This is a genomic window from Shewanella sp. Shew256 (genome assembly GCF_002196695.1).
Classification (GTDB): Bacteria; Pseudomonadota; Gammaproteobacteria; order Enterobacterales; family Shewanellaceae; genus Shewanella; species Shewanella mangrovisoli.
Window position 1 is genome coordinate 361,766 of sequence record NZ_NAJR01000006.1, and the last position, 21,944, is coordinate 383,709.

Consider the following 21,944-nt stretch of genomic DNA (forward strand, 5'->3'; position numbering starts at 1 on the left):
GCTACTTTAATAACCAGATTCTTTCTAACTAAACCACTTCTCGCTCGTCAATCACTATCCTGAATCACAAACTTTACTGATTGATTGCGGTAAGCTTTGTCGCGTAACACAAGATCCCCAACATGAACTTAACTGAATTAAAAGACACGCCGATATCCGACCTAGTCTCGCTAGCCGAAAACATGAAACTCGAAAATATGGCTCGCGCTCGCAAGCAGGACATTATTTTCTCTATTCTTAAAGCCCACGCCAAAAGCGGCGAAGACATTTTCGGTGGCGGTGTATTAGAAATCCTCCAAGACGGATTCGGTTTCTTACGTAGTGCAGATGGATCTTACTTAGCTGGCCCGGATGATATTTATGTATCACCAAGCCAAATTCGCCGTTTTAACATGCGAACGGGCGACACCATTTTTGGCAAGATTCGCCCACCAAAAGAAGGTGAACGTTATTTTGCCCTGCTAAAAGTTAACGAAGTTAACTTCGATAAACCTGAAAACTCTCGCAACAAAATCCTCTTTGAAAACTTAACTCCACTCCACGCAGAAGAACGTATGCGTATGGAGCGTGGTAATGGCTCTACCGAAGACATCACTGCCCGTATTCTGGATTTATGCTCTCCTATCGGTAAGGGTCAACGTGGTCTGATCGTCGCGCCACCAAAAGCGGGTAAAACCTTATTACTGCAAAACATTGCTCAGTCAATCACCTACAACAACCCTGAAGTCGTGTTGATGGTACTGCTGATCGATGAACGTCCTGAAGAAGTGACCGAGATGCAACGTCTCGTTCAAGGCGAAGTGATTGCATCAACCTTCGACGAACCAGCCAGCCGTCACGTGCAAGTGGCAGAAATGGTGATTGAAAAAGCCAAGCGTTTAGTTGAGCACAAGAAAGACGTTGTGATCCTACTCGACTCTATCACCCGTTTGGCTCGCGCCTACAACACTGTTATCCCATCATCGGGCAAAGTGTTAACCGGTGGTGTGGATGCAAACGCCCTACACCGTCCTAAGCGCTTCTTCGGTGCGGCTCGTAACATCGAAAACGGCGGTAGCTTAACCATTATTGCTACCGCACTGGTTGATACCGGCTCGAAAATGGACGAAGTAATTTACGAAGAGTTCAAAGGTACTGGTAACCAAGAATTGCATCTGTCACGCAAGGCCGCCGAAAAACGCGTCTTCCCTGCGATTGACTTCAACCGCAGTGGTACTCGTCGCGAAGAAAAACTGACCACGCCTGATGAGCTGCAAAAGATGTGGATCCTGCGTAAGATCTTAAATCCAATGGATGAAGTCAGCGCAATGGAATTCCTGATCGATAAACTGGCGATGACTAAGACCAACGAAGAATTCTTCACCGCGATGAAACGCGCTAAGTCTTAATCTAGGTTTAGGGTTCATCTTCCAAAAAAGCCGCTTAATGCGGCTTTTTTATTGCGCCTGAGTTAGGTATTTCCCCCTATTGAATCGCAAACGATGGACCATCTTCCGCGAGGAATGGCACATACAGTCAGCTCACCAAGACTGAGCGAGCTCTCCTAGATTACCGCATTCGATGGTTATTTAAACTACGTTTCAGGTTTAAGGTATGTCGCTAAGGCGCGGCTTAAGATTTGAGTCTGTTGTCTGAGCATTTCACGAAGCAACAGCACCACGGGAGTGACATGCTCGCGCCCTGGACAAACTAAGTATAAATTAACCGGCTCCCCCCGATATTCAGGCAGCAAAGGCACAAGGCGCCCTGCCATAATATCCTCAGCGAGATCTAAGCTCGATTTAAATACTAAGCCCTTACCAGCCACCGCCCAACGGCGCGCAATTTCCGCATCATTAGCGCTGCGATTGCCCGTCACGCGGATTTTATATTCCTGACCATCACGCTCAAATTGCCATTGGTCGTGAGTTCTCTCATCTAATTTATAAAACAAGCAATTATGTTGTGTTAGCTGCTCTAAGGTTTCGGGTTTGCCAAATTTGGCAAGATATTCAGGCGAGGCACATAACACTCTGTCCGCAGTACAAATCGGGAAGGCGACCTGATTAGAATCCTGCGGCTTACCGTAACGTACCGCCACATCAATTTTGTCGTGGTAAAAGCTGCTGATGTTATCGCCCAAATGCAGCCGTACCTGCAGCTGCGGAAAATCAAGGAGGAAGTCATCGAGCCAAGGGACGAATAAGTTACGCCCAAAGTCAGATGAAACCGACAGGCTCAACGTGCCAGAGACTTTACCTTTATCACTGGCGATCGCTTGCTCTCCGAGGGCGAGATCACTCAAAGCGCGCCGGCAATGAATAAGATAGCGCTCACCTTGAGCGGTTAATCTCAGACTTCGAGTCGTACGCACAAACAAACTAGTATCAAGTTGTTTTTCAAGGCGTTTAATCGCAGCACTCGCCGATGCTGCCGAGAGCTCCATCTCGGCTGCCGCCGCAGAAATGCTGCCACAATCGGCAACGCGAACAAATAATGCGAGATCATTCAGCAGCATGATTATCAAATTTCCTTTGAAAAAATTACAAACTTTACCCCGTTTATCTAGGAATTAATATTTCACACAATGGCATTCAATGACAAGTGACAGACACGAGTCGCCAGTGAGGAATAAATATGAGAGCCATAGGTTATCAAGCCGCAGGGGCAATCGACGCTCCAAATGCATTAAAAAACATTACACTAGCCGAACCCACACCACAGGGTTTTGACCTGTTGGTCGAGGTGAAAGCCATATCCATTAACCCTGTTGATACCAAAATCCGCGCATCCAGCTCTGCAACCGCAGGGGAATATAAAATCCTCGGCTGGGACGCGGTCGGAGTCGTTAAAGCCGTGGGGGACAAGGTGAGCCTGTTTAAAGTAGGTGATGAGGTCTGGTACGCCGGCGATATTAGCCGCAGCGGCAGCTATGCCGAATATCAGTTAGTCGATGAGCGTATCGTGGGCCGTAAACCTCAAACCCTAAGCAATGCACAAGCAGCAGCGCTCCCCTTAACCAGTATCACGGCTTGGGAATTGCTGTTTGACCGTTTAGGTCTACCGCAGGACGGCTCAGCCACGGATGCACGTATTCTGATTATCGGTGCCGCTGGCGGCGTAGGTTCTATCATCACTCAACTTGCGGTCAAGCTAACTGGCGCCGAGGTGATTGGCACTGCATCACGGCCTGAATCCGCAACTTGGGTTAAAAACTTGGGTGCCGATGCGGTCATAAATCACAACAAGCCGCTCTCGGAGGAGCTAACGCAGTTGGGTATTGCCGACGTTACCCATGTGATTAGCCTAACCCAAACCGATAAGCACTTTGACGAAATCGTAAAAGTGCTTAGACCCCAAGGAAAACTGGCGCTAATTGATGATCCAGTCGGTCCACTGGATGTGATGAAGCTTAAACGTAAAAGCCTGTCGCTACATTGGGAACTTATGTTTACCCGCAGCCTGTATCAAACTGAAGATATGATTGCCCAGCACCATCTGCTCAACCGTATCGCCGAGCTGATTGATGCAGGCACAGTGCAAAGTACTTTTGGTGAGCATTACGGCACTATCAATGCACAAAACTTGCTTAAAGCGCATGCACAAATTGAGTCGGGTAAGGCCATAGGTAAAATTGTGTTGGAAGGATTTAGCCAATGAAAGTGACGGTTTTTGCGCAAATCCAAGCGCATCCTGGCCAAACAGATTCGCTGTTTAACTTGCTCAAACAGTTAGTGAGGGACACCCACACATAGGCTGGCTGCATTGAATATACGCTTCACAATGCCTTAGATGATGCTAATCAGTTTTGGATGTATGAAGTGTGGCAATCTCAAGCAGCCCTGGAGGCACATATGGCAAGTCCACATTTTAGTGCTTTTGTAACCGCCTCAGAAGAACTCGTTAAGCGGGTCGATATTCATAAAACCTATGTCTGTTAACGACCAAAAGTAAAGCGCCTAAAAAGGCGCTTTACTTTTTTAATCAAACAGCTAATAGAATTACACTAAGGTCATCGCCATTTTGCGGCGCAGATAGGCAATCTGCTGCATATGGGGCAAATCCTTCGGACAGTTGTCTTGGCAGCCAAGTAAAGTCATACAGCCAAATACCCCGTCCTGATTACCAATCACATGGTAAAAATCTTCAGCCGTACGCGCATCGCGACTATCGAGTTCAAAGCGGGCGATTTTCATCATCCCCACAGCGCCGACAAAGGTTTCACGCATTTGTTTAGTGGCACAGGCAGACACACAAACCCCACACTCGACGCAGCGCTCTAACTCATAGAGCCGCGCCGCTTCCTCCGGCGCCATCGGCTCCTCGAGGCGGTGGATACTGATATCATTCGCTTTGGGATGTAACCATAGCTTTAAGCGCTCGGCGAGTTCGCGCATAAACTTACCCGTGTTAACCGATAAATCACCAATTAATTCAAAGCCTGGTAATGGCATCAGAGTGATTTCACCTTTGGGATATTTGGCGGTGAGCGTTCGGCATGCCAAAGTAGGGAAGCCGTTGATCACCATGGCGCAGCTACCGCAAATCCCTGCACGGCAAACAAAGTCAAACTGCAACGACGTATCTTGCTCTTCTCTGAGCTTATTGAGGGCGATAAACACCGTCATCCCCGGCGTTTCGGTGAGATGATAACGCACCATCTTCGGCTTATCGTTCGGCTCCTGCGGATCATAACGAAAAATATTAAAGGTTAGCTGGCGACCTTGGCTCATTATGATTTTTCTCCTAGCGCATTGGCAGATGGTCTTTGTAAGGTATCACTTAAACGTTCATTTTTAGCTTGTAGGCTCGGTGGCAGCTCAAAGGGCATCAGCGCCGCCTGGCGTTGATATCGATCGGCATCGTCACCCAGTCCTGCCAAAATCTCGGCAATTTGCTGCTCGCGTTTGGCGGTATCGGGGTGAGCAATGGCATTATCGATACCATAACCCCGGTATCCCGGCGGCAGCTCCATCTTCATCACATCCAGCGGCTCGTAGCTTAAAACGGGGGCCAACGCCTCGGCATCGGGCCAACTGGCGAGAGTACGGTTGAGCCAATCTCTGTCGTTACGCTGCGGATAATCTTCACGGGCGTGGGCACCACGGCTCTCGGTACGAGCGGCAGCGCCGCAAGCAACGGTCAGCGCGACTTTGAGCATGCGCTTCACCCTGAGTGCTTCTACCAGCTCTGGGTTGGCGTGGCGTTTCTTGCACTTAACTCCGAGTTTACGTGAGCGTTCAAGCAGCGCCTTTAGCTCAGTCACCGCTTTATCAAGCTCAGGGCCGTTACGGAAAATCCCCACGTAGTCCATCATAATCCGCTGCATTTCGCGCTTAAGTTCGAAGGGGCTTTCGTGGCCTTCACCATCGACTAAAGTATCGATTTCAGTCTGTACCTGCCGCATAAACTTTTCGGCAAGCTGAGTGTCGATTTCAAGGCTATTATTTTCACAAAAATCAGCCACATATTTGCCGATAATCATGCCGCCAACCACGGTTTCAGCGAGCGAGTTGCCGCCCAAGCGGTTAAAACCATGCATATCCCAACAGGCCGCTTCACCCACGCTGAACAGACCCTTAAGCTGCGGACTCTCGCCCGTTGCCTTAGTGCGGATCCCGCCCATCGAATAGTGCTGAGTCGGGCGCACGGGGATCCAATCCTTAGCAGGGTCAATGCCGAGGAAGTTCTCACAAATCTCCTGCACTTCACGCAGGTTAGTTTCGATATGTTTGCGCCCCAGCAGGGTGATATCGAGCCATAAATGTGGGCCATAGGGGCTATCGACGCCCTTACCTTTACGCATATGTTCAGTCATGCGGCGAGACACCACGTCCCGCGACGCTAGCTCTTTCTTCTCTGGCTCATAGTCCGGCATAAAACGATAACCGTCTTTATCCCGCAGCAAGCCACCGTCACCGCGGCAACCTTCAGTGGTTAAAATCCCCACGGGCACAATCGCCGTGGGGTGAAATTGCACGGCTTCCATATTACCAAGGGTCGCGACTCCCGTTTCGAGCGCCAGCGCCTGACCTATACCCTCGCAGATAATCGCATTGGTTGAGACCTCATAAATACGGCCATAGCCGCCGGTAGCTATGGTGGTCGATTTCGCGACGTAGGCACGCAACTCGCCCGTGATTAAACAGCGGGCAATCACCCCGTGACAGCGTTGACCGTCGTGGATAATCGCCAGTGCTTCGACGCGCTCATGGACGGGAATATCCATCGAAATCGCTTTGTTATCCATGGCATAGAGCAAGGAGTGGCCGGTACCATCGGCGGTGTAGCAAGTGCGCCACTTTTTGGTGCCACCAAAATCGCGGGCATTGATCAGCCCGTGGGCTTCTTCGGCTTCCTGCAACGTGACTTTTTGGGCGTTAACAATCACTTCCCTAGGCCCTGCACTCACGCGCGACCAAGGCACGCCCCAGTTGGCTAACTCGCGTACCGCCTTGGGCGCACAATGGGCAAACATCCTGGCGACTTCTTGATCGCAGCCCCAGTCCGAACCTTTCACAGTGTCTTGAAAGTGCACGTCTTCATCATCGCCCATGCCTTTAACTGCGTTGCCAAGGCTTGCTTGCATTCCCCCCTGCGCTGCGGCGGAATGAGAACGTTTGGCAGGAATAAGCGATAGCACTAAGGTATCCAGCCCACGCTCTTTAGAGGCAATGGCCACCCTCAGGCCTGCCAATCCGGCACCAACCACTAATGAATCGGTATAAATCAGTTTCACGCCTGCTCCTTAACGGGTACTGCTGTTATTGTTTTAGGACAACACTCTTTTGTTATAATTCGCTTAACTCGCGTGGGGTAAAAATGCCAATAAGGAGGCAATCCCTACAGTGACAAACGCGATACTCACAATGGTTTTGATTTTACGTAAACGGCTGCGACTATTGAGATCCCGCGCCGCGCCCCACTTCAGTGCCACGCGGTAAATCCCGATGGCCGCATGTAACTCAACTGTCAGCAATAGCGGCAGATACACCATCCACACGCCTTGGTTCCAAATCCGCTCGGCACTGCCCTGCGGGCCTATGGTTTCTGGCGCCGAGCCGATCAGCCACAAATGCACCGGCAGCAATAACAGGATCACCACGCCGGTAATGGCCTGCCAACGCCAGAGGCGAGTATCGCTGTGATTGATCACTTGCATCTGTTGTTGCAGCGCCCTTTGTTGACGCAAACTCATGGGTAACTTTTGCAGTGCCACAATCACATGCACTAGCGCTAGGGCGGCAATACCGACGGCAATACAAGTCACCACCCAGGGATAGCCATGACCATCACTGGAGAGAAAACTCAGCTCCATAGTGCGAGCCACCCAGTTCATGGCATCGCCACCCAATAAAATGGACGACACCAATACTAAGTGGGTCCACAAAAACACCGCCAGAATGACACCCGACAAACTCTGGCTTAAATCCAGCCACGCACTCCATTTTTTTATACTTAGTTTGATTGCCATTACTTTCGCCTCGCGCCACAGGCTCCGTGAGCCCTGCTCATTAAGTTGTCCTCGAAAATTAATATCGCTCACAAATCCATCAAAAAACCTGAGTTAGATCAACTAGGAGGCGAATAATTAATCGAATGCTTAAATATTAGCAGCGAAACAAAATCCTGCTGCGCCCAATTCCTCATGGGATAACGCTGCAGTATTGGGTTTCAATCAATGGGGCACGTAGGGCTGCACGGGCACACTTAGCTCGCTACCGATAAACATATAGGAAACTAAGCTCGCGCTACCTAGGCATAACAAGTAGATAATCAATACTTTAGCAAGTTTACGTAGGCCGGAGCGCTGGGTCGTGATGCCCCACTTCACTGCCACTCGGTATAAGCCAATCATGGCGTGGATAACCACAGCCGGTAGCAACAAGGCATAGAGCAACCAAGCGTTATCGTGATAGACGCGCTCGGCCGATAAATGTGGGCCAATTTCAGGATTTAAGATCATGGTAAAGAGGTGCACTGGCACGAGGAAAAACAGAATAAAACCCGTGATCAACTGCCAAAACCACGCATGGGTATCGCGGTGTTTAATGCCACCTAAGTGTGATCGCAACGCTCGCCACTGCCCAAGCTGCGCCGGAAATCGTCTAAGGGCAACGGCGGCGTGCAAGATGACGACGAATAGCATAAAGACTGAGAAAACTTTAGTGACTATCGGAAAGCCATGGCCACTACTGCTAAACATACCACCTTCGAGCAACTGCACCACATGGTAAAAGGCTTCTTTACCCAGCAGAATGCTCGACTCGAAATGCATATGTAACAACAGAAAGCATCCCAGCATAATACCAGTCGCGCTCTGTAATCTATCGGCCTTAGCCGACCAAGGGTGACCTATCCCCTGTGTTTTCACGCTAGTGTGAACGCGCGTTACGCTTGTCATCTTGCTTTTACCCTTTAATGGTTTGTTGACGCCTCTTTGCAAACTACACCATAGCAGCAACAAAAAACGCGGCTGAGTGTCACAGATTTAAAGCGTGAGGCAACTCACGGGATAAGCGTCAACTCTTAGAAGAGGATCACAAAAAAGCCGTAAAAACCAAACAAAGGTAAAACCAATTAACCATTATATATCATGACTTTATATTAAAAATCGAAACGAGTGGTTCGATTTTGCGTACAACCAAAAGATGACAAGCTAACTCCTTGTACATGCTGAAATAAACCTCAATTCCTACCATAAATCCCTCAGATTATTAGCGCGAATTCCTCAGCGCACCAAAACACAGTTACTGGTGTTAAATTGCCACCGAATTCTGCAAATTAGCGCGGTTTGGGTATACAATAGCGCGATATTTTTTAAACCTAGCCACAGGATTTTACCCATGCCTTGGATCCAACTTCGCATTAACACCAACAGTGATGATGCTGAAACCATCAGCGACTTACTTATGGAAGAAGGCGCCGTTTCTATTACCTTTGAAGATGGTAAAGACACCCCGATTTTTGAGCCTAAACTGGGCGAAACCCCTCTGTGGCAAGATACCGTAGTTGTTGCCCTATTCGAGGCTGACACGGATTTAGCACCGACTATTGAGATGCTGAAAACCCTGCCGTTTTTAGGTGAAAGCTTCAGCCACAAAATCGAGCAAATTGAAGACAAAGACTGGGTTCGCGAGTGGATGGATAACTACCACCCAATCCAATTTGGTAAACGCCTATGGATTTGCCCAAGCTGGCGTGAAGTCCCCGATCCAAGCGCAGTAAACGTGATCTTAGATCCGGGTCTGGCCTTCGGCACAGGCACCCACCCCACAACGGCATTGTGTTTAGAGTGGTTAGATAGCTTAGATTTAAGCCAAGAAGAAGTGATCGACTTTGGCTGCGGCTCAGGCATCCTCGCCGTGGCAGCGCTGAAACTGGGCGCGAAAAAAGTCACAGGTATCGATATCGACTATCAAGCCATCGAAGCCTCTAAAGCCAATGCCGAGCGTAACGATGTTGCCGACCAATTGGCACTTTATCTGCCAGAAGATCAACCCGCCGATCTTAAGGCCGATGTGTTAGTTGCCAATATTCTCGCAGGCCCACTGCGTGAACTTGCCCCCCTTATCGCCGAGCGCGTCAAATCTGGCGGTAAATTAGCCCTCTCTGGACTACTTAAAGAGCAAGCGCAAGAAATCTCTGACTTCTATAGCCAATGGTTCGACATGGACGAAGCGGCTCACAAAGAAGATTGGAGCCGCTTGACAGGTAAGCGCAAATAACGCTAAAGGGGTGGCGCAACATGCGCCACCACTGGCTTAGGCTTATTTTGTCGATGACTTCTCAAGGCTAAAAAGTCAAGAAAAAAAATTGCTCCTAGGTCATTTATTGACCTTTTCACGGCCAATAAAAAGGGCTACTATAGCGCCCCTTTGAAGAGCTAAGGTGAAACAGTAAATGCAGATTGGACCCTATCAACTGAAGAATCAGCTGATCGTGGCACCAATGGCAGGTGTCACCGATCAAGCTTTCCGTAATCTCTGTCTTCGTTATGGTGCAGCCTTAGCGGTGTCGGAGATGCTTTCATCGAATCCTGAAGTTTGGGATACAGATAAGAGCCGCCAGCGTATGACGCATTCCGGCGAGGAAGGTATTCGCTCAGTGCAAATTGCAGGTGCAGATCCAGAGTTAATGGCGCAGGCCGCCCAGTTCAACGTCGAACAAGGTGCCCACATCATTGATATCAACATGGGATGCCCGGCAAAAAAAGTGAATAAAAAGCTGGCCGGTTCTGCCCTAATGCAAAACCCACCCTTAGTGAAAGAAATTTTACAAGCCGTGGTCGCTGCAGTAACGGTACCTGTCACGTTAAAGATTCGCACAGGCTGGGAGCCTGAACACAGGAACGGTGTTCAAATCGCCCAGATTGCTGAGGATTGTGGTATCGCCTCGCTCGCCGTTCACGGTCGCACGAGACAATGCATGTACAGAGGCAACGCCGAGTACGACACCATCAAAGCAATTAAACAGAATGTCTCGATTCCTGTTGTCGCGAATGGGGATATCGACAGTCCGGAGAAAGCCCGCTTCGTGCTGGACTATACCGGTGTCGATGCTCTGATGATAGGACGGGGTGCTCAAGGACGGCCTTGGATTTTCAGAGAAATCCAGCACTACTTGGACACGGGTAATAAGCTAGCGCCCATTGAGGTGGCTGAACAGCGTCAAGTGATGCTGGAACACCTCACCAAACTTTATGATTTGTATGGTGAATATAAGGGTATCCGCTTCGCCAGAAAGCATATTGGATGGTACCTAGACCAAGAGGATCAGCGCCAGTTTCGGGCTGACTTTAATCAGCTGGAAACCGCTGCAGAACAGTATTCCCTAGTGGAATATTATTTTGATGAATTAGTACAGAATTAATAAAGAGCAGAATAGAATGTTTGATCAGACAACTAACACAGAAGTTCACCAGCTTACCGTTGGCAAAATCGAAACCGCAAACGGCACTATCAAGCCCCAGTTATTACGTGACGCCGTTAAGCGTGCCGTAACTAACTTCTTCGCACAGTTGGACGGTCAGGAAGCACAAGAAGTGTACGAAATGGTGCTAAGTGAAGTTGAAGCACCTCTGCTTGACATCATCATGCAACACACTCGCGGCAACCAAACCCGCGCAGCAAACATGCTAGGTATCAACCGCGGTACTCTGCGTAAAAAATTAAAGAAATACGGCATGAACTAAGATTTTCTCTTAGGCTGTTGTAAGAAAACGGGTTTTTTCTCACGAAAAAGCCCGTTTTTGCTTATATGTACCCCCATATGTACCCCCGTTGTTTGATTGCCTCTACGTTTTATCCTCACAAATTCACCCCTAAAAGATTTCATGGAAAAATTTTTAGTTGTCGTGAATGCGGCCTTTTTACTAAAACGCCCTAAAATTTCGCTTTTACTTGCGCCGCCCTCAACATTCATTTCCGCGCACTCAAGCGCTATGAATACGAGGAGAAACGAATGACAAACGTCAATTTAGCAATGATGGACACAGATGTTGCCAGTGAGCTTGTGTTCGACCGTATAGTTAAGGAAAAAGAGCGTCGTCTCATTACTTCGATAAGTAGGGCCGAGGCCTTTCAACTCGAACGCAAAGGCATGTATCCAAGACGCAGAAGGATCTCAAATCGTTCAGTAGGATGGTTGCTTTCCGAGCTACTTCATTGGGTCAAATCAAGAGAGGCCGTTAACTCAAATAACCAAATTGAAGGCGCGAAATAATGCCGAGCGATCGCGTTAATCAGTCAATTGAATTTGATATCAACCCGTTGATAGGCATTACTGACATGTGCGCAGCATTGCAAAAGAGTCGCGCCACTGTCCATAGATGGGTTAAATCGCAAAAGCTTATCGCGCCAGTCTATCGTAATAGGCGCACCCTCGGCTGGTGCCCGAATGAATTTAAACGCTGGCAGTTAAGCCAAGACAACGCCCCAAAACACTAACGCCTCTATGCACGCTGGTGGCCAAACCACCAGCGAATAGGTATTAATTTTTAACCGTAAACAATGCCCTCAACGCCCAGATTTGAAATCAAACACTAAAATCCCCGAAAATTTAATTTTTAGTTGCATCTTAAGCAAACTCCTCGACGCAAGCGGCAAAAACCCTTTGAAGCCTAGGAGAGACGAATGAATACATCCTTCTTTACACCTGAATCTGAGCCCAATGAGATTGTCATCAATGAACAACAGCGCCGATTCATTACATCGGTAAGTCGAGCGCACGCCTTTCAATTGGAGCGACTTGGGCAATTCCCTCAGCGCATCAAGCTAAATGCGAATACTAACGTTTGGAAGCTCAGCGAAATTGTCGCATGGGTGCGCGCCTGCCCCGTGGTAGAGCTAAAGCAAATGGAGGGCAATCAATGACTCTATCAACTGTGGCTAACGTCCTACGCCAAAAGAAACCAAGACCATGCGAGTACATCGCATTAACTCATACCGTTGAGCGTGTTCTTACCTGCGCGCAAATCGCCGCTCGACTCGGTCGAAATACCAAAACCGTGAGGCGCTGGCTGCAACGGGGCGAGGATGCGCCTAGAGCCTTTAAAGACCAAAACCAATGGATGGTAAGGCTATCAGATTATCAGCACTGGGAACGTCAAGCTAAGCGATAGCTCTAGCCGAGGATACAAGGGCAATACGTTGCCCTTTCCTTAAAGTTGAAGTGAGACAACTTGGGCTGTTCTAGCGGGTTGTCGAACTGAATAAATCGAAATTAGTACGCTGAAAACCAGATGACACAAGGCTTACAGCCTGAGCGGTTACGATTTTGCACTAGGTAATTAAATATTATTATGACTCAAGCTTTTGTTAAGAAACCTGCTTTAGCTATTTCAACGAATACAAAGCCTACGATATTGCCCAGTATCGCACCAACGGTAGACGTCGTAATAGAAGGCCGCGTATGGAAAATTATGTCATTTCCCTCAGGGATTAATCGACCATTGCTTAACAAGCTATACGGTGTTCTTAGCGCTTTCCTGTCGTGGCATTCTAAGGCTTATATGATCCGCTTCGATATCTCGCTATATGACTCCTTACCCCACAATCATAAAATCAGTAAATTCAGAAGTATTGTCGTTAAGTCGCTGGAATCATATTACCAATCGACCGTAGTTTTCGGCTGGGTAAGAGAACAAAACAGCACTGACGACAAATGCCATTATCACTGCTTTGTGTTACTCAATGGCCATAAAGCCAATAGCACTAATACTACCTTCAACATTGTGCAGCACGCCTTGGCCTTAGTTGTAGATATCTACGCCTATTTCCCCGAAAACTGCGGCTATGAGATTAAACGTAATTCGCTTGCATCCTTTCAAAAAGCGCTATTCAGGCTTAGTTATTTAGCTAAAAATGACTCAAAAAATGGTAAGCCAAGCACCGCCAAAGGTTATTTCATTAGCCGCATAAAGCATAAACGATAAAATGGCCGACTTTCAGTCTCCCTCCTCGTTTACTCAACTCATCGTAACTTTGCTACAAATAATGTTAAAAAAAAGTTAACCGTTGTTCTGCTTTTTAAATATTTAGATTTTTAATGCACAATCCTGATCAAACGCCCTAGGTAAAAAATCTATTTTCCAAATAATTAAGCTTTAGACATTTCTAAAAACTGATCAAAAAATTCGACGAACAGTCCTGTGATCACTTTTTTGTGATCACTCAAGCCAGCCAATTCCGAAGCATATGTATGGGGATTGTAATGAAAGCGACTTTCAGTCGGGAACAAAATGCAGGTTAGAACGCATGTCACAACGCAGTATTTTCTGCTAAGTGCAATCCGCTCCATAACAGAGCGGCACTTTAGAAAATGTTAAATCAGTAGAGATCATATTTAAAAAAGCCGACATCAATGGCCCCAAAACTAACATTAACGCATTAACAGCAATGGCATACACCGATACCTATCATGTCGCTTAGCCGTGCATTGCGATATGTAATACGCTCACATACCGTCATTCAAGGAGCGTAAAACTGAGGCCAAATAATTACGGTTTAAAATCCTGACATAAACGTATCGACAAAGCGTTTAAATTTATCCGTGATAATGGGTAGCACCCGCTTGCGCTGCAATAAGGTCGGCTTAGTCTCTAAGGCGTCGGCAAAGTCCTCTCGCAGCGGCATTTCATCACTTAACTCATAACGCGCCACCAGCTTGAGTAGGCGCTCTTGGTTGAGCTGCTGCTCTTGAGCAAGCGCTTCTAACGCGAGACGCTTTTCCTTTTCCCAGAAAAATTCAAATTCTTCCTCTACGTCGCCGCCCGCTGGTATGCCGTCTAGGTGGTCATTGATAAACTTCTCGATCAATGCTTTTTTGCTCAAGAGGGTTGGATCAGCCGCTACAAGGTTGGCGATAACTTGGCGTTTTTTAATTTTGCCTTCGTCGCTATCCTCATCATGAAGGTCGCGTAATAGCTGCAAAATATAGGCGACATTGACCTCATCGCGGTGCAATAGCTCCAATTCAAAATCAACATCGTCTAAAACTGACACTTTTTCTTTGGTTGAACTCTCGCGGATCTGGCGATTTAAGTCAGCATACTTACTGGTAAAATCTTGAAAGGTTTGCTCATCCATGCCCGTCTCGGCCATATCAAAATCGGCAAAGTTGCTTAGCATGTTCTTAAGCTGTAATAGCTTCCTAAATTGCAATACAAACAGCTTTTGTGCGTCTTCGTCGGGCAAAGTATCAACATCATCCACGGTTGGCGTAATAGCCAATAGCGCGGCATAGGCCTTGTTAAAATCAGCAAGCAACTCGTTGTAGGATGGGGTCTCGATGTCTTCTTTAGGCTGTTTATTAGAAAACAGCGTAAACGCCTCGTCGGCGGCTTTTTTAAGATTTCTAAAGCAAACGATATTACCGTGGGACTTTGTCTCGTCTAACAATCGATTGGTGCGCGAGAATGCTTGAATAAGGCCATGCTGCTTAAGACTTTTATCTACATACAAGGTATTGAGCTTAGGCGCGTCAAAACCCGTTAAGAACATATTGACCACCAGCAATATATCGATTTCCTTCGCCTTTACCCGTTTGGCAATGTTCTTGTAGTAATCGTAAAACAGCTTTGTGTCGGAGGTGTTATAACTAGAGCCAAACATGGCATTGTAGTCGGCAATAAAGCCCTCTAATTTATCGCGGCTATGTAGTTTGTTCGCTTGCCCTTCATTGAGATACTTAGCGGCGACCTCACGCACCTCATCCACATCGCTACCGCCGAGTTCGTATTCCTCTTCTTCGTTTGCCTCATAGCTAAAAATGGTTGCAACTTTAAGGTTATGCTTACCCTCAGCCTTTTTCTTAGCGAACAATTCATAATATTGAATGAGTTCAGGCACGCCCGACACGCACAGCATGGCATTATAAGCGCGGCTATGGGTCTTACGATTGTGATTCGCAATAATGTAATCGGTAATCTTCTCTAAGCGCGCTGGCGAGCTTAAAAGCTCCTTGGTGTCGATGTCTTCCACTTCAATATCGAGATTATTATTCGAGCCGTCTTTGTACTGGTAACGCCCGACATACTCGATAGCGAACTTAAGCACGTTTTGGTCACGTATCGCATCAACAATCACATAGGTGTGCAAACACTCGCCAAATAAATCCTTGGTCGTCTTTTTGATTGATCTCTTAGTAACGGCATTTTTAGTAAATATCGGCGTCCCCGTGAATCCAAATAGCTGAGCCGCTTTAAAGAATTGAGTAATGTTTAAGTGGGTGTCGCCAAACTGGCTGCGATGGCATTCATCAAAAATAAACACAATTCGCTTGTGTTTCAATGCGGCCATTTCATCAAGATAGCGCTTTTTCGTCACCACATTGTTGAGTTTTTGCAGCGTTGTAACCACCAGCTTAGTATTACGATTGAGGTTTTCCTTTTGCCCCTTACGCGGCGTCACAGCCTTATCCAGTAGCTGGTGGAACAGCACCTTAGTATTGTCGGTGCTATCAACACAGCCTTTCGAGAAGGCGTTAAACTCAAGGGCTGTTTGATAATCAAGGTCCTTTCGATCCACCACAAACACGACTTTGTCGACTTCGCTTAATGACGTAATAATTTGCGCCGCTTTAAACGAGGTCAGCGTCTTACCTGAGCCCGTGGTATGCCAAATATAGCCATTAGGATAGCGCTGTTCATCTTGGGGCTCTGTAGATTTTTGTACCTGCTTAACAATCGCCTCAACCGCATAAAACTGATATGGGCGCAGCACCATCAAGCACTTTTCCGTCTCGTTCAATACGATGTATTTACACAGCATGGCCGTAAGATGAGCGGGTTGTAAAAATGCACTCGCAAACTCAGGCAACTTAGCGATGCGCCGATTATTAACATCGGTCCAATCAAAAGTCTGCTTAGCGGATAACTCACTGTTATTGGCAAAATACTGCGTATTCACCCCATTAGATATCACAAACAGCTGCACATAATTAAACAACGCGTGATTGGCATGATAGGAGTGCTTTTGGTAACGCTTAACTTGATTAAACGCCTGCTTAAGCTCAAGACCTCGGCGTTTCAACTCTATTTGCACTAAAGGCAAGCCGTTAACCAAAATCGTCACGTCGTAGCGATTAAGGTAAACACCTTTAACGGTAATTTGCTGAGCGACTTGAAAATGATTCCGATGAGGCTTTCCCGCCTCAGGGGCATCACACAGCAAGGTCAAATGACAGCTATCGCCGTTATCAAGGCTGACATCGAGCTGGTCGCGCAGCATCTTAGCCTTGCTAAAAATATTACCGCCCTCAAGCTTACCCAACACCTGTGTAAACTCGCGATCAGACAACACTATGCCATTCACCCGCTCAAGCTGCTTTTTCAGGTTCGCCAGTAGCGCGGCATTATCTGGCAGGCTCACAACCTCAAAGCCTTGCGTGCTGAGCTGTTTGATTAGGTTGTTTTCAAGTTGCTGTTCTGATTGGTAATCCATAGCGTCGTATTGCCTTCCTTAGCGGTGTTAGTTCTGTTGTGTATTATTTTTAGTGGTATAGCCCTGCTCTGGGTGGTTAGGCACTGTCGGGTAGACTAAATATAATTGCTGCCGTTTTACCATTTCTCTTAGATAATTTTTTCTAAGCGTGTCCGGCTTCATCGTGAGTAAAAGGGCAATGTCGGCAAGCTTTAGACAACGCGGCTCCGCAGCTTGGCAAAGTTCAACAATCACTTGCTCAATCGCCGCCTTAGTTCTTTTTCGTTCAGACAGCCCGAGGAGCGGTTGTGTGATTTGCTTTAAATTTGCCCATAAATGTTGAGCCTGCTTATCGAAAGCGGCCTCATGAGCCGGAGCTAAGTCCGGACCACTATTCCCCATGTCCGGAGCTAGGTCCGGACTTCTATTGTCGATATCCGGAGTCAGGTCCGGACCTCTATTGTCTATATCCACAGCGAGATCATTATTGCCGTCGGTGTCGCTATATTCAGCGTCAGTAACAAGCGCTGTCGAATCCGCCGCAAATAGCGAAAGCTGCACGTCTGTAGGCGATGTTACAAAGCTAATGCTTTTGCCTGCATTATTATCAGGCGCAGGCACCTCAATGCCTTTTAAATGATAAATCTTGCTTTTGTGTTGACCAGATGACTCTAAATAGCCGCCAGAAACCAGCTGGCTTAAGGCAATGGTCACTTCACGGGTATGCTCAGAGGTCAGCGAGCAAATACGCTCATGGTTAAACCACGCCTCTGTCATAGCGGTGATTAAAATCGTGCGTTTAAGCTGGCTTAATTGATTAAAGCCAGCGCCAAATCGTGCCACCAGCCGCTGAATTAGCTCATCTGAGACAATATTCACCATGCGCAATTCGAGCAAAGTCTGGCCTAACACATCATTTTCATACAGGTGCGGTATCTGCCAGTCTTGCCGCTTACAATTGCGGTAGATGTTAGGCACGCCTGAACCCGCCTTTTCACTTAAGCCGATGTTTAAAAACATTTGATGAATAGCGGGGTTGCGGCATTGGCTATTGCCACCCGCAATGGCTTCTTGTATTGGCACGCGCATTAAACCTTGATTACGAAAGCCAATAAAATCCGGATGTTTTTCTATCAAAATATTGCCATCAGCCGTGTAATCGGCATGGGCAAGGGTATTGACTAAGGCTTCGCGGATTGCCTCATGGGCGGGAGTGTGGTCAATACGTTGGTCGCCCACAAGGCCAAAAGGCACCTTGAGATCAGCAGTCAGCTTGCGATACACCTTACGATAAAAATCAAAGGCATTACCCGACCATGAACCATCGGTATAAATACGGTCGATCCAGCGCTCATTGTGTCCATCTTGTTCGCGGTAATCTAACGCGTAGGAGGGTAATGCGTCTTGCAGCGCCTGCCATGTACCGAACATGACAATGCCCGCTAACGTGAGCCCTTGCTTACCCGTAGCCCTGTCTTTGCGCCACGCCCGAATCGACTCTAGAAACTGAAGGTCGGTATAGGTCAAAAACACATGATCCGGTTTTGCCGCCACAAACATCTGCCGATATACCCGCAGGCTTTCAGCATCGATATCCTCTAAACCGAAATGCTCAAAAATCCGGTTATCACGCACTTCTTCTTGCTCGGCTAACATGCGCTGGATGGCAAGCTGTTGGCACTTTTGGTCGGTCTCATAACGGCGCACATAAGTGCCATTAAGGGGATTGCCATTAATAAATACAGGGCGGCTTTCACGGGGGGCGCGCGGCACCTGAATGGCAATCACGGTTTTGCCCTCAAGTGTTGCTAAGCGCACATCAGCCTCACTCAGCAGGTTAACACTGACTTTTTGTGGATTATTGACTATATCCCACAGGTTTTTAAGTAAGGGCGCAGGCTGCGGTATACCTTCAACGCTGAACTGACCTTTTTTTTCTTTCACCCCCAATAAAATCAGCCCGCCACGGGTGTTGGCAAAGGCACTATAGCTTTCCCACATATCATGGGGCAGTGCGCCTTGGCCATCTCGACCACTGGCAAGCTTGCATTCCAGCTCAACGCTCTCTTGTAGCGTGGCGATATCAATTTCTTGGGGTTGATTAGTTTCGGTCATTCAGCCTGTATCCTTAATGCGCCCTAGACAAACATCTGCTGCAATAAGCCTTTTTTAAATTGCTTGGTTTGCTCGATTTGCTCGGCTACGGCCGCGACTTTTTGGTCAAGCGCCCCCAAGAAAGCCATGATTCTATCTTGTTCCTCTTTAGAAGGAATGATGATTGGCATAGCCTGAAAAACGTTTACATTAATCCGCTTAGCCTTTCGGCTACCATCGGCAATTTCCCCAAAACGTTTGTAAAATTTCTTTTGCTTGACCAATTCAAGAATGAAATATCTATTTACACTGCTAGAGACATCAAAACTTGGCAAATCGAGTGTACTTTCGTAACCGTCAAGATCATCAGGAATAATTGCGAAAGCGCAATTTAAAAAATCCAATTTCCCATAAATAAATTGGCCAGCTTTGCGTTTGTAATATTGGGTATTTTCACTCCCCCTGCCATCATCATTCTTTGGAATGACACCTTTACCCCAAATTTTGACGGTCAGTTTTTTTGCAATATCACCACCACTACCTTTAACGCGACTTTCGCTCATAATATCGCCGATAGACTTTTCGTCCCAATCTGGAAACGCGTTGCCATCCTTATCTTTAAAGCGCAGTTGTTGGCTAAACAGCTGTTGCATAGCGCCTTTTTTGTACTCATTAAGCAGGCGATGCTTCTCCGTAAGCTGGCTAATTTTGCTATCGACAGCGGTCAGGAAATCAGCGATTTTTTGCTGTTCGCTTAGCTTAGGGTAACGAACCGGAATTTTTTTTAGCTCAGAAATAGGGATTTCTTTCAATGCTGAGCCATTTTTCCGTTTATCGAATATGACACGAGAACTCTCACTATTTAAATATAACTCTAAAAAGCGAGGGTCAATAATATCAAGTTTGGGTGATACTCTTGCGATCCCCCTAGTCAAGTTGCAGCCCTCGAGTTCTGAATTAACTAGTTTAGTAAGACCGATTTCACCACGCAGTGCGATCATTAGTTCATCTTTTTCTAAAATGGTCTTTTTGTATGACTGGCTAATTTCTACACTAGTTTTGATCAATTCGTTTGTATTAATTTTTTCTTTAGTTAAATCCATTACACGAATACAAGGAACACCATCATCTACGTATTCTCCAGTTTGAACGATGCCATAAGAGATATTTTTTGCGGAAACTTCTTGAAGGTCGCTCTCTGACCACTTATCTGTGAAATCGAAAAATCTTAAACTTGGCAAGCTAGATACAGGCATCAAAAACCTCCAAACGGCTTATCAATGCCTAATTCAACACAGAATTTTTCAATCATCTTATCGGTTTCGCGCATGGATTTATCATTAGCCACCAGCTGTTTCGCCACTTGGGCTAAATCGACTGCGTCTTCATCCTCAAAGGTATCGACATAGCGCGGGATATTAAGGTTGTAGTCGTTATCCTTAAGCTCAGCAGGGCTGGCAACATGGGCAAATTTAGCGATGGATTCACGCTTGGCGACGGCGTCCAAAATGCGCTCTAAATCCTCTTCGCGCATCAGGTTGTTATTGGTGCCCTTTTCAAAGTATTGGCTGGCATCGATAAACAGCACATTGTCATCGGCTTGGCGGTGTTTGTTAAACACCAGTACGCAGGTGGGGATGGAGGTGCCAAAAAAGATATTAGCAGGCAGGCCAATCACCATATCGAGGTAATTTTTATCTTTAATCAGGTGCTGGCGGATATGACCTTCGGCCGCGCCGCGAAACAGCACTCCATGGGGCAAGACCACCGCCATGGTGCCAGTGTCGTTAAGCTGGTGGAGCATATGCAGTACAAAGGCAAAATCGGCCTTAGATTGCGGCGCAAGCTTGCCATAGTCGGCAAAACGGTCGTTATTAAGGTGCAAGGGACTGGCAGACCAGCTCGCCGAAAACGGCGGGTTAGCCACCACGGCATCAAAACGCAAATCCAAATGCTGCGGCGCTTCTAAGGTGTCGTCGTTTTGAATATCGAAGCGGCTATAGTGCACGTCATGCATAATCATATTCATGCGGGCAAGGTTATAGGTACTTGGGTTTTTCTCTTGGCCGAAAAATTTAAGGTCGGAATTATTAGCTTCTTTAGCGACCCGAAGCAGCAAGGAGCCGGAGCCACAGGTAGGGTCGTATACGCTTTTAAGATTTGCGTTATTTTGGGTCACTAACTTGGCAAGCAATTTAGACACCATTTGCGGGGTGTAAAACTCCCCCGCCTTTTTACCCGCGCCACTGGCAAACATACCAATCAGGTATTCGTAGGCATCACCAAGGATGTCGATTTCGGTGTGTTCAAGGTGAAAGTCGATATTATCTAAATGCGCTAACACCTGCGCGATCAGCTTATTACGCGCATCAGGGGTTTTGCCGAGCTTATTTGAAGTTAAATCGAGCTCATCAAACAGGCCATTAAAGTCATCGGCGCTGTCTGCGCCCATGGTGCTTTGCTCGATATGGTTAAGCACATTAGTCAAATCGCTAAGAATAAACTGGCCGTTTTCGCCTCGCTCGGCAAGCACATGAAACAGCTCGGATGGCTTAAAGAAATAGCCGAGTTTATCGAGGGTCTCTTTTTTAATGTCGTCTAACGTCTCTTTGCCGCCAGCGCTTGTCTCATCAATATCAGCAAAGTGCAAGCCGTCTTGCTCAAGGAGATGATCAGCATAACGATTAAGTTTGTCAGACAGGTATTTGTAGAAAATCAGCCCTAAGATGTAATCACGAAAATCGTCAGCCGACATGTTACCGCGTAGGGTATTAGCGATGTTCCATAGCTGCTTTTTCAGCTCTTGTTGATGTAGTTCGACCATGATGACTCAGTATAAAAATGGGGTGTTATGCACCGATAATGGCATCGATTATACACAATACTCCTTAGCGTATTCAGTGCGAGATCAAAAAGATACTTAGCGCTTAACGGTATAGATAAGCTGAC

General features: G+C 47.1%; 19 protein-coding genes and 1 pseudogene. 11 read left to right on the forward strand and 9 right to left on the reverse strand.

Annotated features, from left to right (window positions below):
• Positions 1-122: 122 nt before the first annotated feature.
• Positions 123-1,388, forward strand: a complete 1,266-nt coding sequence (rho, locus tag B5P39_RS13850) for a transcription termination factor Rho (RefSeq protein WP_011621213.1) — start codon at positions 123-125, stop codon at positions 1,386-1,388.
• 185 nt (positions 1,389-1,573) lie between these two features.
• Here rho and B5P39_RS13855 read toward each other — a convergent pair whose 3' ends face one another.
• Positions 1,574-2,497 (reverse strand): LysR family transcriptional regulator, encoded by a 924-nt coding sequence (locus tag B5P39_RS13855; protein WP_088211916.1) that lies wholly within the window; start codon positions 2,495-2,497, stop codon positions 1,574-1,576.
• A 119-nt stretch (positions 2,498-2,616) separates the two neighbouring features.
• Between B5P39_RS13855 and B5P39_RS13860 the strand changes: the two genes are divergently transcribed.
• Together B5P39_RS13860 and B5P39_RS25180 are read left to right on the forward strand one after the other, a co-directional pair.
• A complete protein-coding gene (locus B5P39_RS13860; protein ID WP_088211917.1) occupies positions 2,617-3,639 on the forward strand; it encodes a zinc-binding alcohol dehydrogenase family protein in 1,023 nt (340 codons plus the stop codon).
• A pseudogene (locus tag B5P39_RS25180) lies at positions 3,636-3,920 on the forward strand (putative quinol monooxygenase). Before B5P39_RS13860 ends, B5P39_RS25180 begins: the two are co-directional and overlap by 4 nt.
• A 60-nt stretch (positions 3,921-3,980) precedes the next feature.
• On the opposite strand, the gene B5P39_RS13870 reads toward B5P39_RS25180, so the two are convergent.
• The 4 genes from B5P39_RS13870 to B5P39_RS13885 all read right to left on the reverse strand — a co-directional run bounded on the left by B5P39_RS13870 (position 3,981) and on the right by B5P39_RS13885 (position 8,383).
• Positions 3,981-4,712: a fumarate reductase iron-sulfur subunit gene (locus B5P39_RS13870; RefSeq protein WP_086903871.1), complete on the reverse strand. Its 732-nt coding sequence runs from the start codon at positions 4,710-4,712 to the stop codon at positions 3,981-3,983.
• Positions 4,712-6,718, reverse strand: coding sequence for a fumarate reductase flavoprotein subunit (locus B5P39_RS13875; RefSeq protein ID WP_088211918.1), 2,007 nt, complete (start codon positions 6,716-6,718; stop codon positions 4,712-4,714). Before B5P39_RS13875 ends, B5P39_RS13870 begins: the two co-directional genes overlap by 1 nt.
• A gap of 63 nt (positions 6,719-6,781) precedes the next feature.
• Entirely contained in the window at positions 6,782-7,453 is a 672-nt protein-coding gene (locus B5P39_RS13880; RefSeq protein ID WP_011627397.1) for a fumarate reductase cytochrome b subunit, read from the reverse strand.
• Between the two features lie 204 nt (positions 7,454-7,657).
• Positions 7,658-8,383 carry a fumarate reductase cytochrome b subunit gene (locus B5P39_RS13885; protein ID WP_088211919.1) on the reverse strand — a complete coding sequence of 242 codons (726 nt, stop codon included), beginning with the start codon at positions 8,381-8,383 and terminating at the stop codon, positions 7,658-7,660.
• A gap of 442 nt (positions 8,384-8,825) precedes the next feature.
• On the opposite strand from B5P39_RS13885, the gene prmA reads away from it, so the two are divergent.
• The 8 genes from prmA to B5P39_RS13930 all read left to right on the forward strand — a co-directional run bounded on the left by prmA (position 8,826) and on the right by B5P39_RS13930 (position 13,414).
• Positions 8,826-9,707: a 50S ribosomal protein L11 methyltransferase gene (gene prmA / locus B5P39_RS13890; protein WP_088211920.1), complete on the forward strand. Its 882-nt coding sequence runs from the start codon at positions 8,826-8,828 to the stop codon at positions 9,705-9,707.
• Positions 9,708-9,882: 175 nt separating this feature from the next.
• Positions 9,883-10,851 (forward strand): tRNA dihydrouridine synthase DusB, encoded by a 969-nt coding sequence (gene dusB / locus B5P39_RS13895; protein ID WP_088211921.1) that lies wholly within the window; start codon positions 9,883-9,885, stop codon positions 10,849-10,851.
• Between the two features lie 16 nt (positions 10,852-10,867).
• The gene (fis, locus tag B5P39_RS13900; protein ID WP_006083371.1) at positions 10,868-11,173 is read left to right on the forward strand and encodes a DNA-binding transcriptional regulator Fis; all 306 of its coding nucleotides are present in this window, start codon (positions 10,868-10,870) and stop codon (positions 11,171-11,173) included.
• Positions 11,174-11,442: 269 nt separating this feature from the next.
• Complete coding sequence (locus tag B5P39_RS13910) at positions 11,443-11,703, forward strand: AlpA family phage regulatory protein (protein ID WP_023268966.1); 261 nt, start codon at positions 11,443-11,445, stop codon at positions 11,701-11,703.
• Positions 11,703-11,927 (forward strand): helix-turn-helix transcriptional regulator, encoded by a 225-nt coding sequence (locus tag B5P39_RS13915; RefSeq protein WP_088211922.1) that lies wholly within the window; start codon positions 11,703-11,705, stop codon positions 11,925-11,927. The genes B5P39_RS13910 and B5P39_RS13915 overlap by 1 nt, the downstream gene beginning before the upstream one ends.
• 186 nt (positions 11,928-12,113) lie before the next feature.
• Positions 12,114-12,353: an AlpA family phage regulatory protein gene (locus tag B5P39_RS13920; RefSeq protein WP_088211923.1), complete on the forward strand. Its 240-nt coding sequence runs from the start codon at positions 12,114-12,116 to the stop codon at positions 12,351-12,353.
• On the forward strand, positions 12,350-12,601 hold the full coding sequence (locus B5P39_RS13925; protein ID WP_088211924.1) for a helix-turn-helix transcriptional regulator: 252 nt from the start codon (positions 12,350-12,352) through the stop codon (positions 12,599-12,601). The genes B5P39_RS13920 and B5P39_RS13925 overlap by 4 nt, the downstream gene beginning before the upstream one ends.
• 300 nt (positions 12,602-12,901) lie before the next feature.
• Positions 12,902-13,414, forward strand: a complete 513-nt coding sequence (locus tag B5P39_RS13930) for a YagK/YfjJ domain-containing protein (protein WP_176399939.1) — start codon at positions 12,902-12,904, stop codon at positions 13,412-13,414.
• A gap of 571 nt (positions 13,415-13,985) precedes the next feature.
• Here B5P39_RS13930 and B5P39_RS13935 read toward each other — a convergent pair.
• Genes B5P39_RS13935 through B5P39_RS13950 form a run of 4 tightly spaced genes read right to left on the reverse strand, consistent with a single transcriptional unit; the run spans position 13,986 to position 21,819 of the window.
• On the reverse strand, positions 13,986-16,922 hold the full coding sequence (locus B5P39_RS13935) for a type I restriction endonuclease subunit R (protein ID WP_088211926.1): 2,937 nt from the start codon (positions 16,920-16,922) through the stop codon (positions 13,986-13,988).
• 27 nt (positions 16,923-16,949) lie between these two features.
• Positions 16,950-19,016: an RNA-binding domain-containing protein gene (locus B5P39_RS13940; protein WP_088211927.1), complete on the reverse strand. Its 2,067-nt coding sequence runs from the start codon at positions 19,014-19,016 to the stop codon at positions 16,950-16,952.
• Positions 19,017-19,039: 23 nt separating this feature from the next.
• Positions 19,040-20,251: a restriction endonuclease subunit S gene (locus B5P39_RS13945; protein ID WP_088211928.1), complete on the reverse strand. Its 1,212-nt coding sequence runs from the start codon at positions 20,249-20,251 to the stop codon at positions 19,040-19,042.
• The gene (locus B5P39_RS13950; RefSeq protein ID WP_088211929.1) at positions 20,251-21,819 is read right to left on the reverse strand and encodes a type I restriction-modification system subunit M; all 1,569 of its coding nucleotides are present in this window, start codon (positions 21,817-21,819) and stop codon (positions 20,251-20,253) included. The genes B5P39_RS13945 and B5P39_RS13950 overlap by 1 nt, the downstream gene beginning before the upstream one ends.
• Between the last annotated feature and the right edge of the window lie 125 nt (positions 21,820-21,944).

What these genes read in the sequence shown, in the direction of transcription:
- B5P39_RS13855 (WP_088211916.1), bottom strand. Translation starts at nt 2,497, where the DNA reads ATGCTGCTGAATGATCTCGCATTATTTGTTCGCGTTGCCGATTGTGGC.
- B5P39_RS13915 (WP_088211922.1), top strand. Translation starts at nt 11,703, where the DNA reads ATGCCGAGCGATCGCGTTAATCAGTCAATTGAATTTGATATCAACCCG.
- dusB (WP_088211921.1), top strand. Translation starts at nt 9,883, where the DNA reads ATGCAGATTGGACCCTATCAACTGAAGAATCAGCTGATCGTGGCACCA.
- fis (WP_006083371.1), top strand. Translation starts at nt 10,868, where the DNA reads ATGTTTGATCAGACAACTAACACAGAAGTTCACCAGCTTACCGTTGGC.
- B5P39_RS13925 (WP_088211924.1), top strand. Translation starts at nt 12,350, where the DNA reads ATGACTCTATCAACTGTGGCTAACGTCCTACGCCAAAAGAAACCAAGA.
- B5P39_RS13945 (WP_088211928.1), bottom strand. Translation starts at nt 20,251, where the DNA reads ATGCCTGTATCTAGCTTGCCAAGTTTAAGATTTTTCGATTTCACAGAT.
- rho (WP_011621213.1), top strand. Translation starts at nt 123, where the DNA reads ATGAACTTAACTGAATTAAAAGACACGCCGATATCCGACCTAGTCTCG.
- B5P39_RS13880 (WP_011627397.1), bottom strand. Translation starts at nt 7,453, where the DNA reads ATGGCAATCAAACTAAGTATAAAAAAATGGAGTGCGTGGCTGGATTTA.
- B5P39_RS13930 (WP_176399939.1), top strand. Translation starts at nt 12,902, where the DNA reads ATGTCATTTCCCTCAGGGATTAATCGACCATTGCTTAACAAGCTATAC.
- B5P39_RS13920 (WP_088211923.1), top strand. Translation starts at nt 12,114, where the DNA reads ATGAATACATCCTTCTTTACACCTGAATCTGAGCCCAATGAGATTGTC.
- B5P39_RS13910 (WP_023268966.1), top strand. Translation starts at nt 11,443, where the DNA reads ATGACAAACGTCAATTTAGCAATGATGGACACAGATGTTGCCAGTGAG.
- B5P39_RS13950 (WP_088211929.1), bottom strand. Translation starts at nt 21,819, where the DNA reads ATGGTCGAACTACATCAACAAGAGCTGAAAAAGCAGCTATGGAACATC.
- prmA (WP_088211920.1), top strand. Translation starts at nt 8,826, where the DNA reads ATGCCTTGGATCCAACTTCGCATTAACACCAACAGTGATGATGCTGAA.
- B5P39_RS13870 (WP_086903871.1), bottom strand. Translation starts at nt 4,712, where the DNA reads ATGAGCCAAGGTCGCCAGCTAACCTTTAATATTTTTCGTTATGATCCG.
- B5P39_RS13935 (WP_088211926.1), bottom strand. Translation starts at nt 16,922, where the DNA reads ATGGATTACCAATCAGAACAGCAACTTGAAAACAACCTAATCAAACAG.
- B5P39_RS13885 (WP_088211919.1), bottom strand. Translation starts at nt 8,383, where the DNA reads ATGACAAGCGTAACGCGCGTTCACACTAGCGTGAAAACACAGGGGATA.
- B5P39_RS13860 (WP_088211917.1), top strand. Translation starts at nt 2,617, where the DNA reads ATGAGAGCCATAGGTTATCAAGCCGCAGGGGCAATCGACGCTCCAAAT.
- B5P39_RS13940 (WP_088211927.1), bottom strand. Translation starts at nt 19,016, where the DNA reads ATGACCGAAACTAATCAACCCCAAGAAATTGATATCGCCACGCTACAA.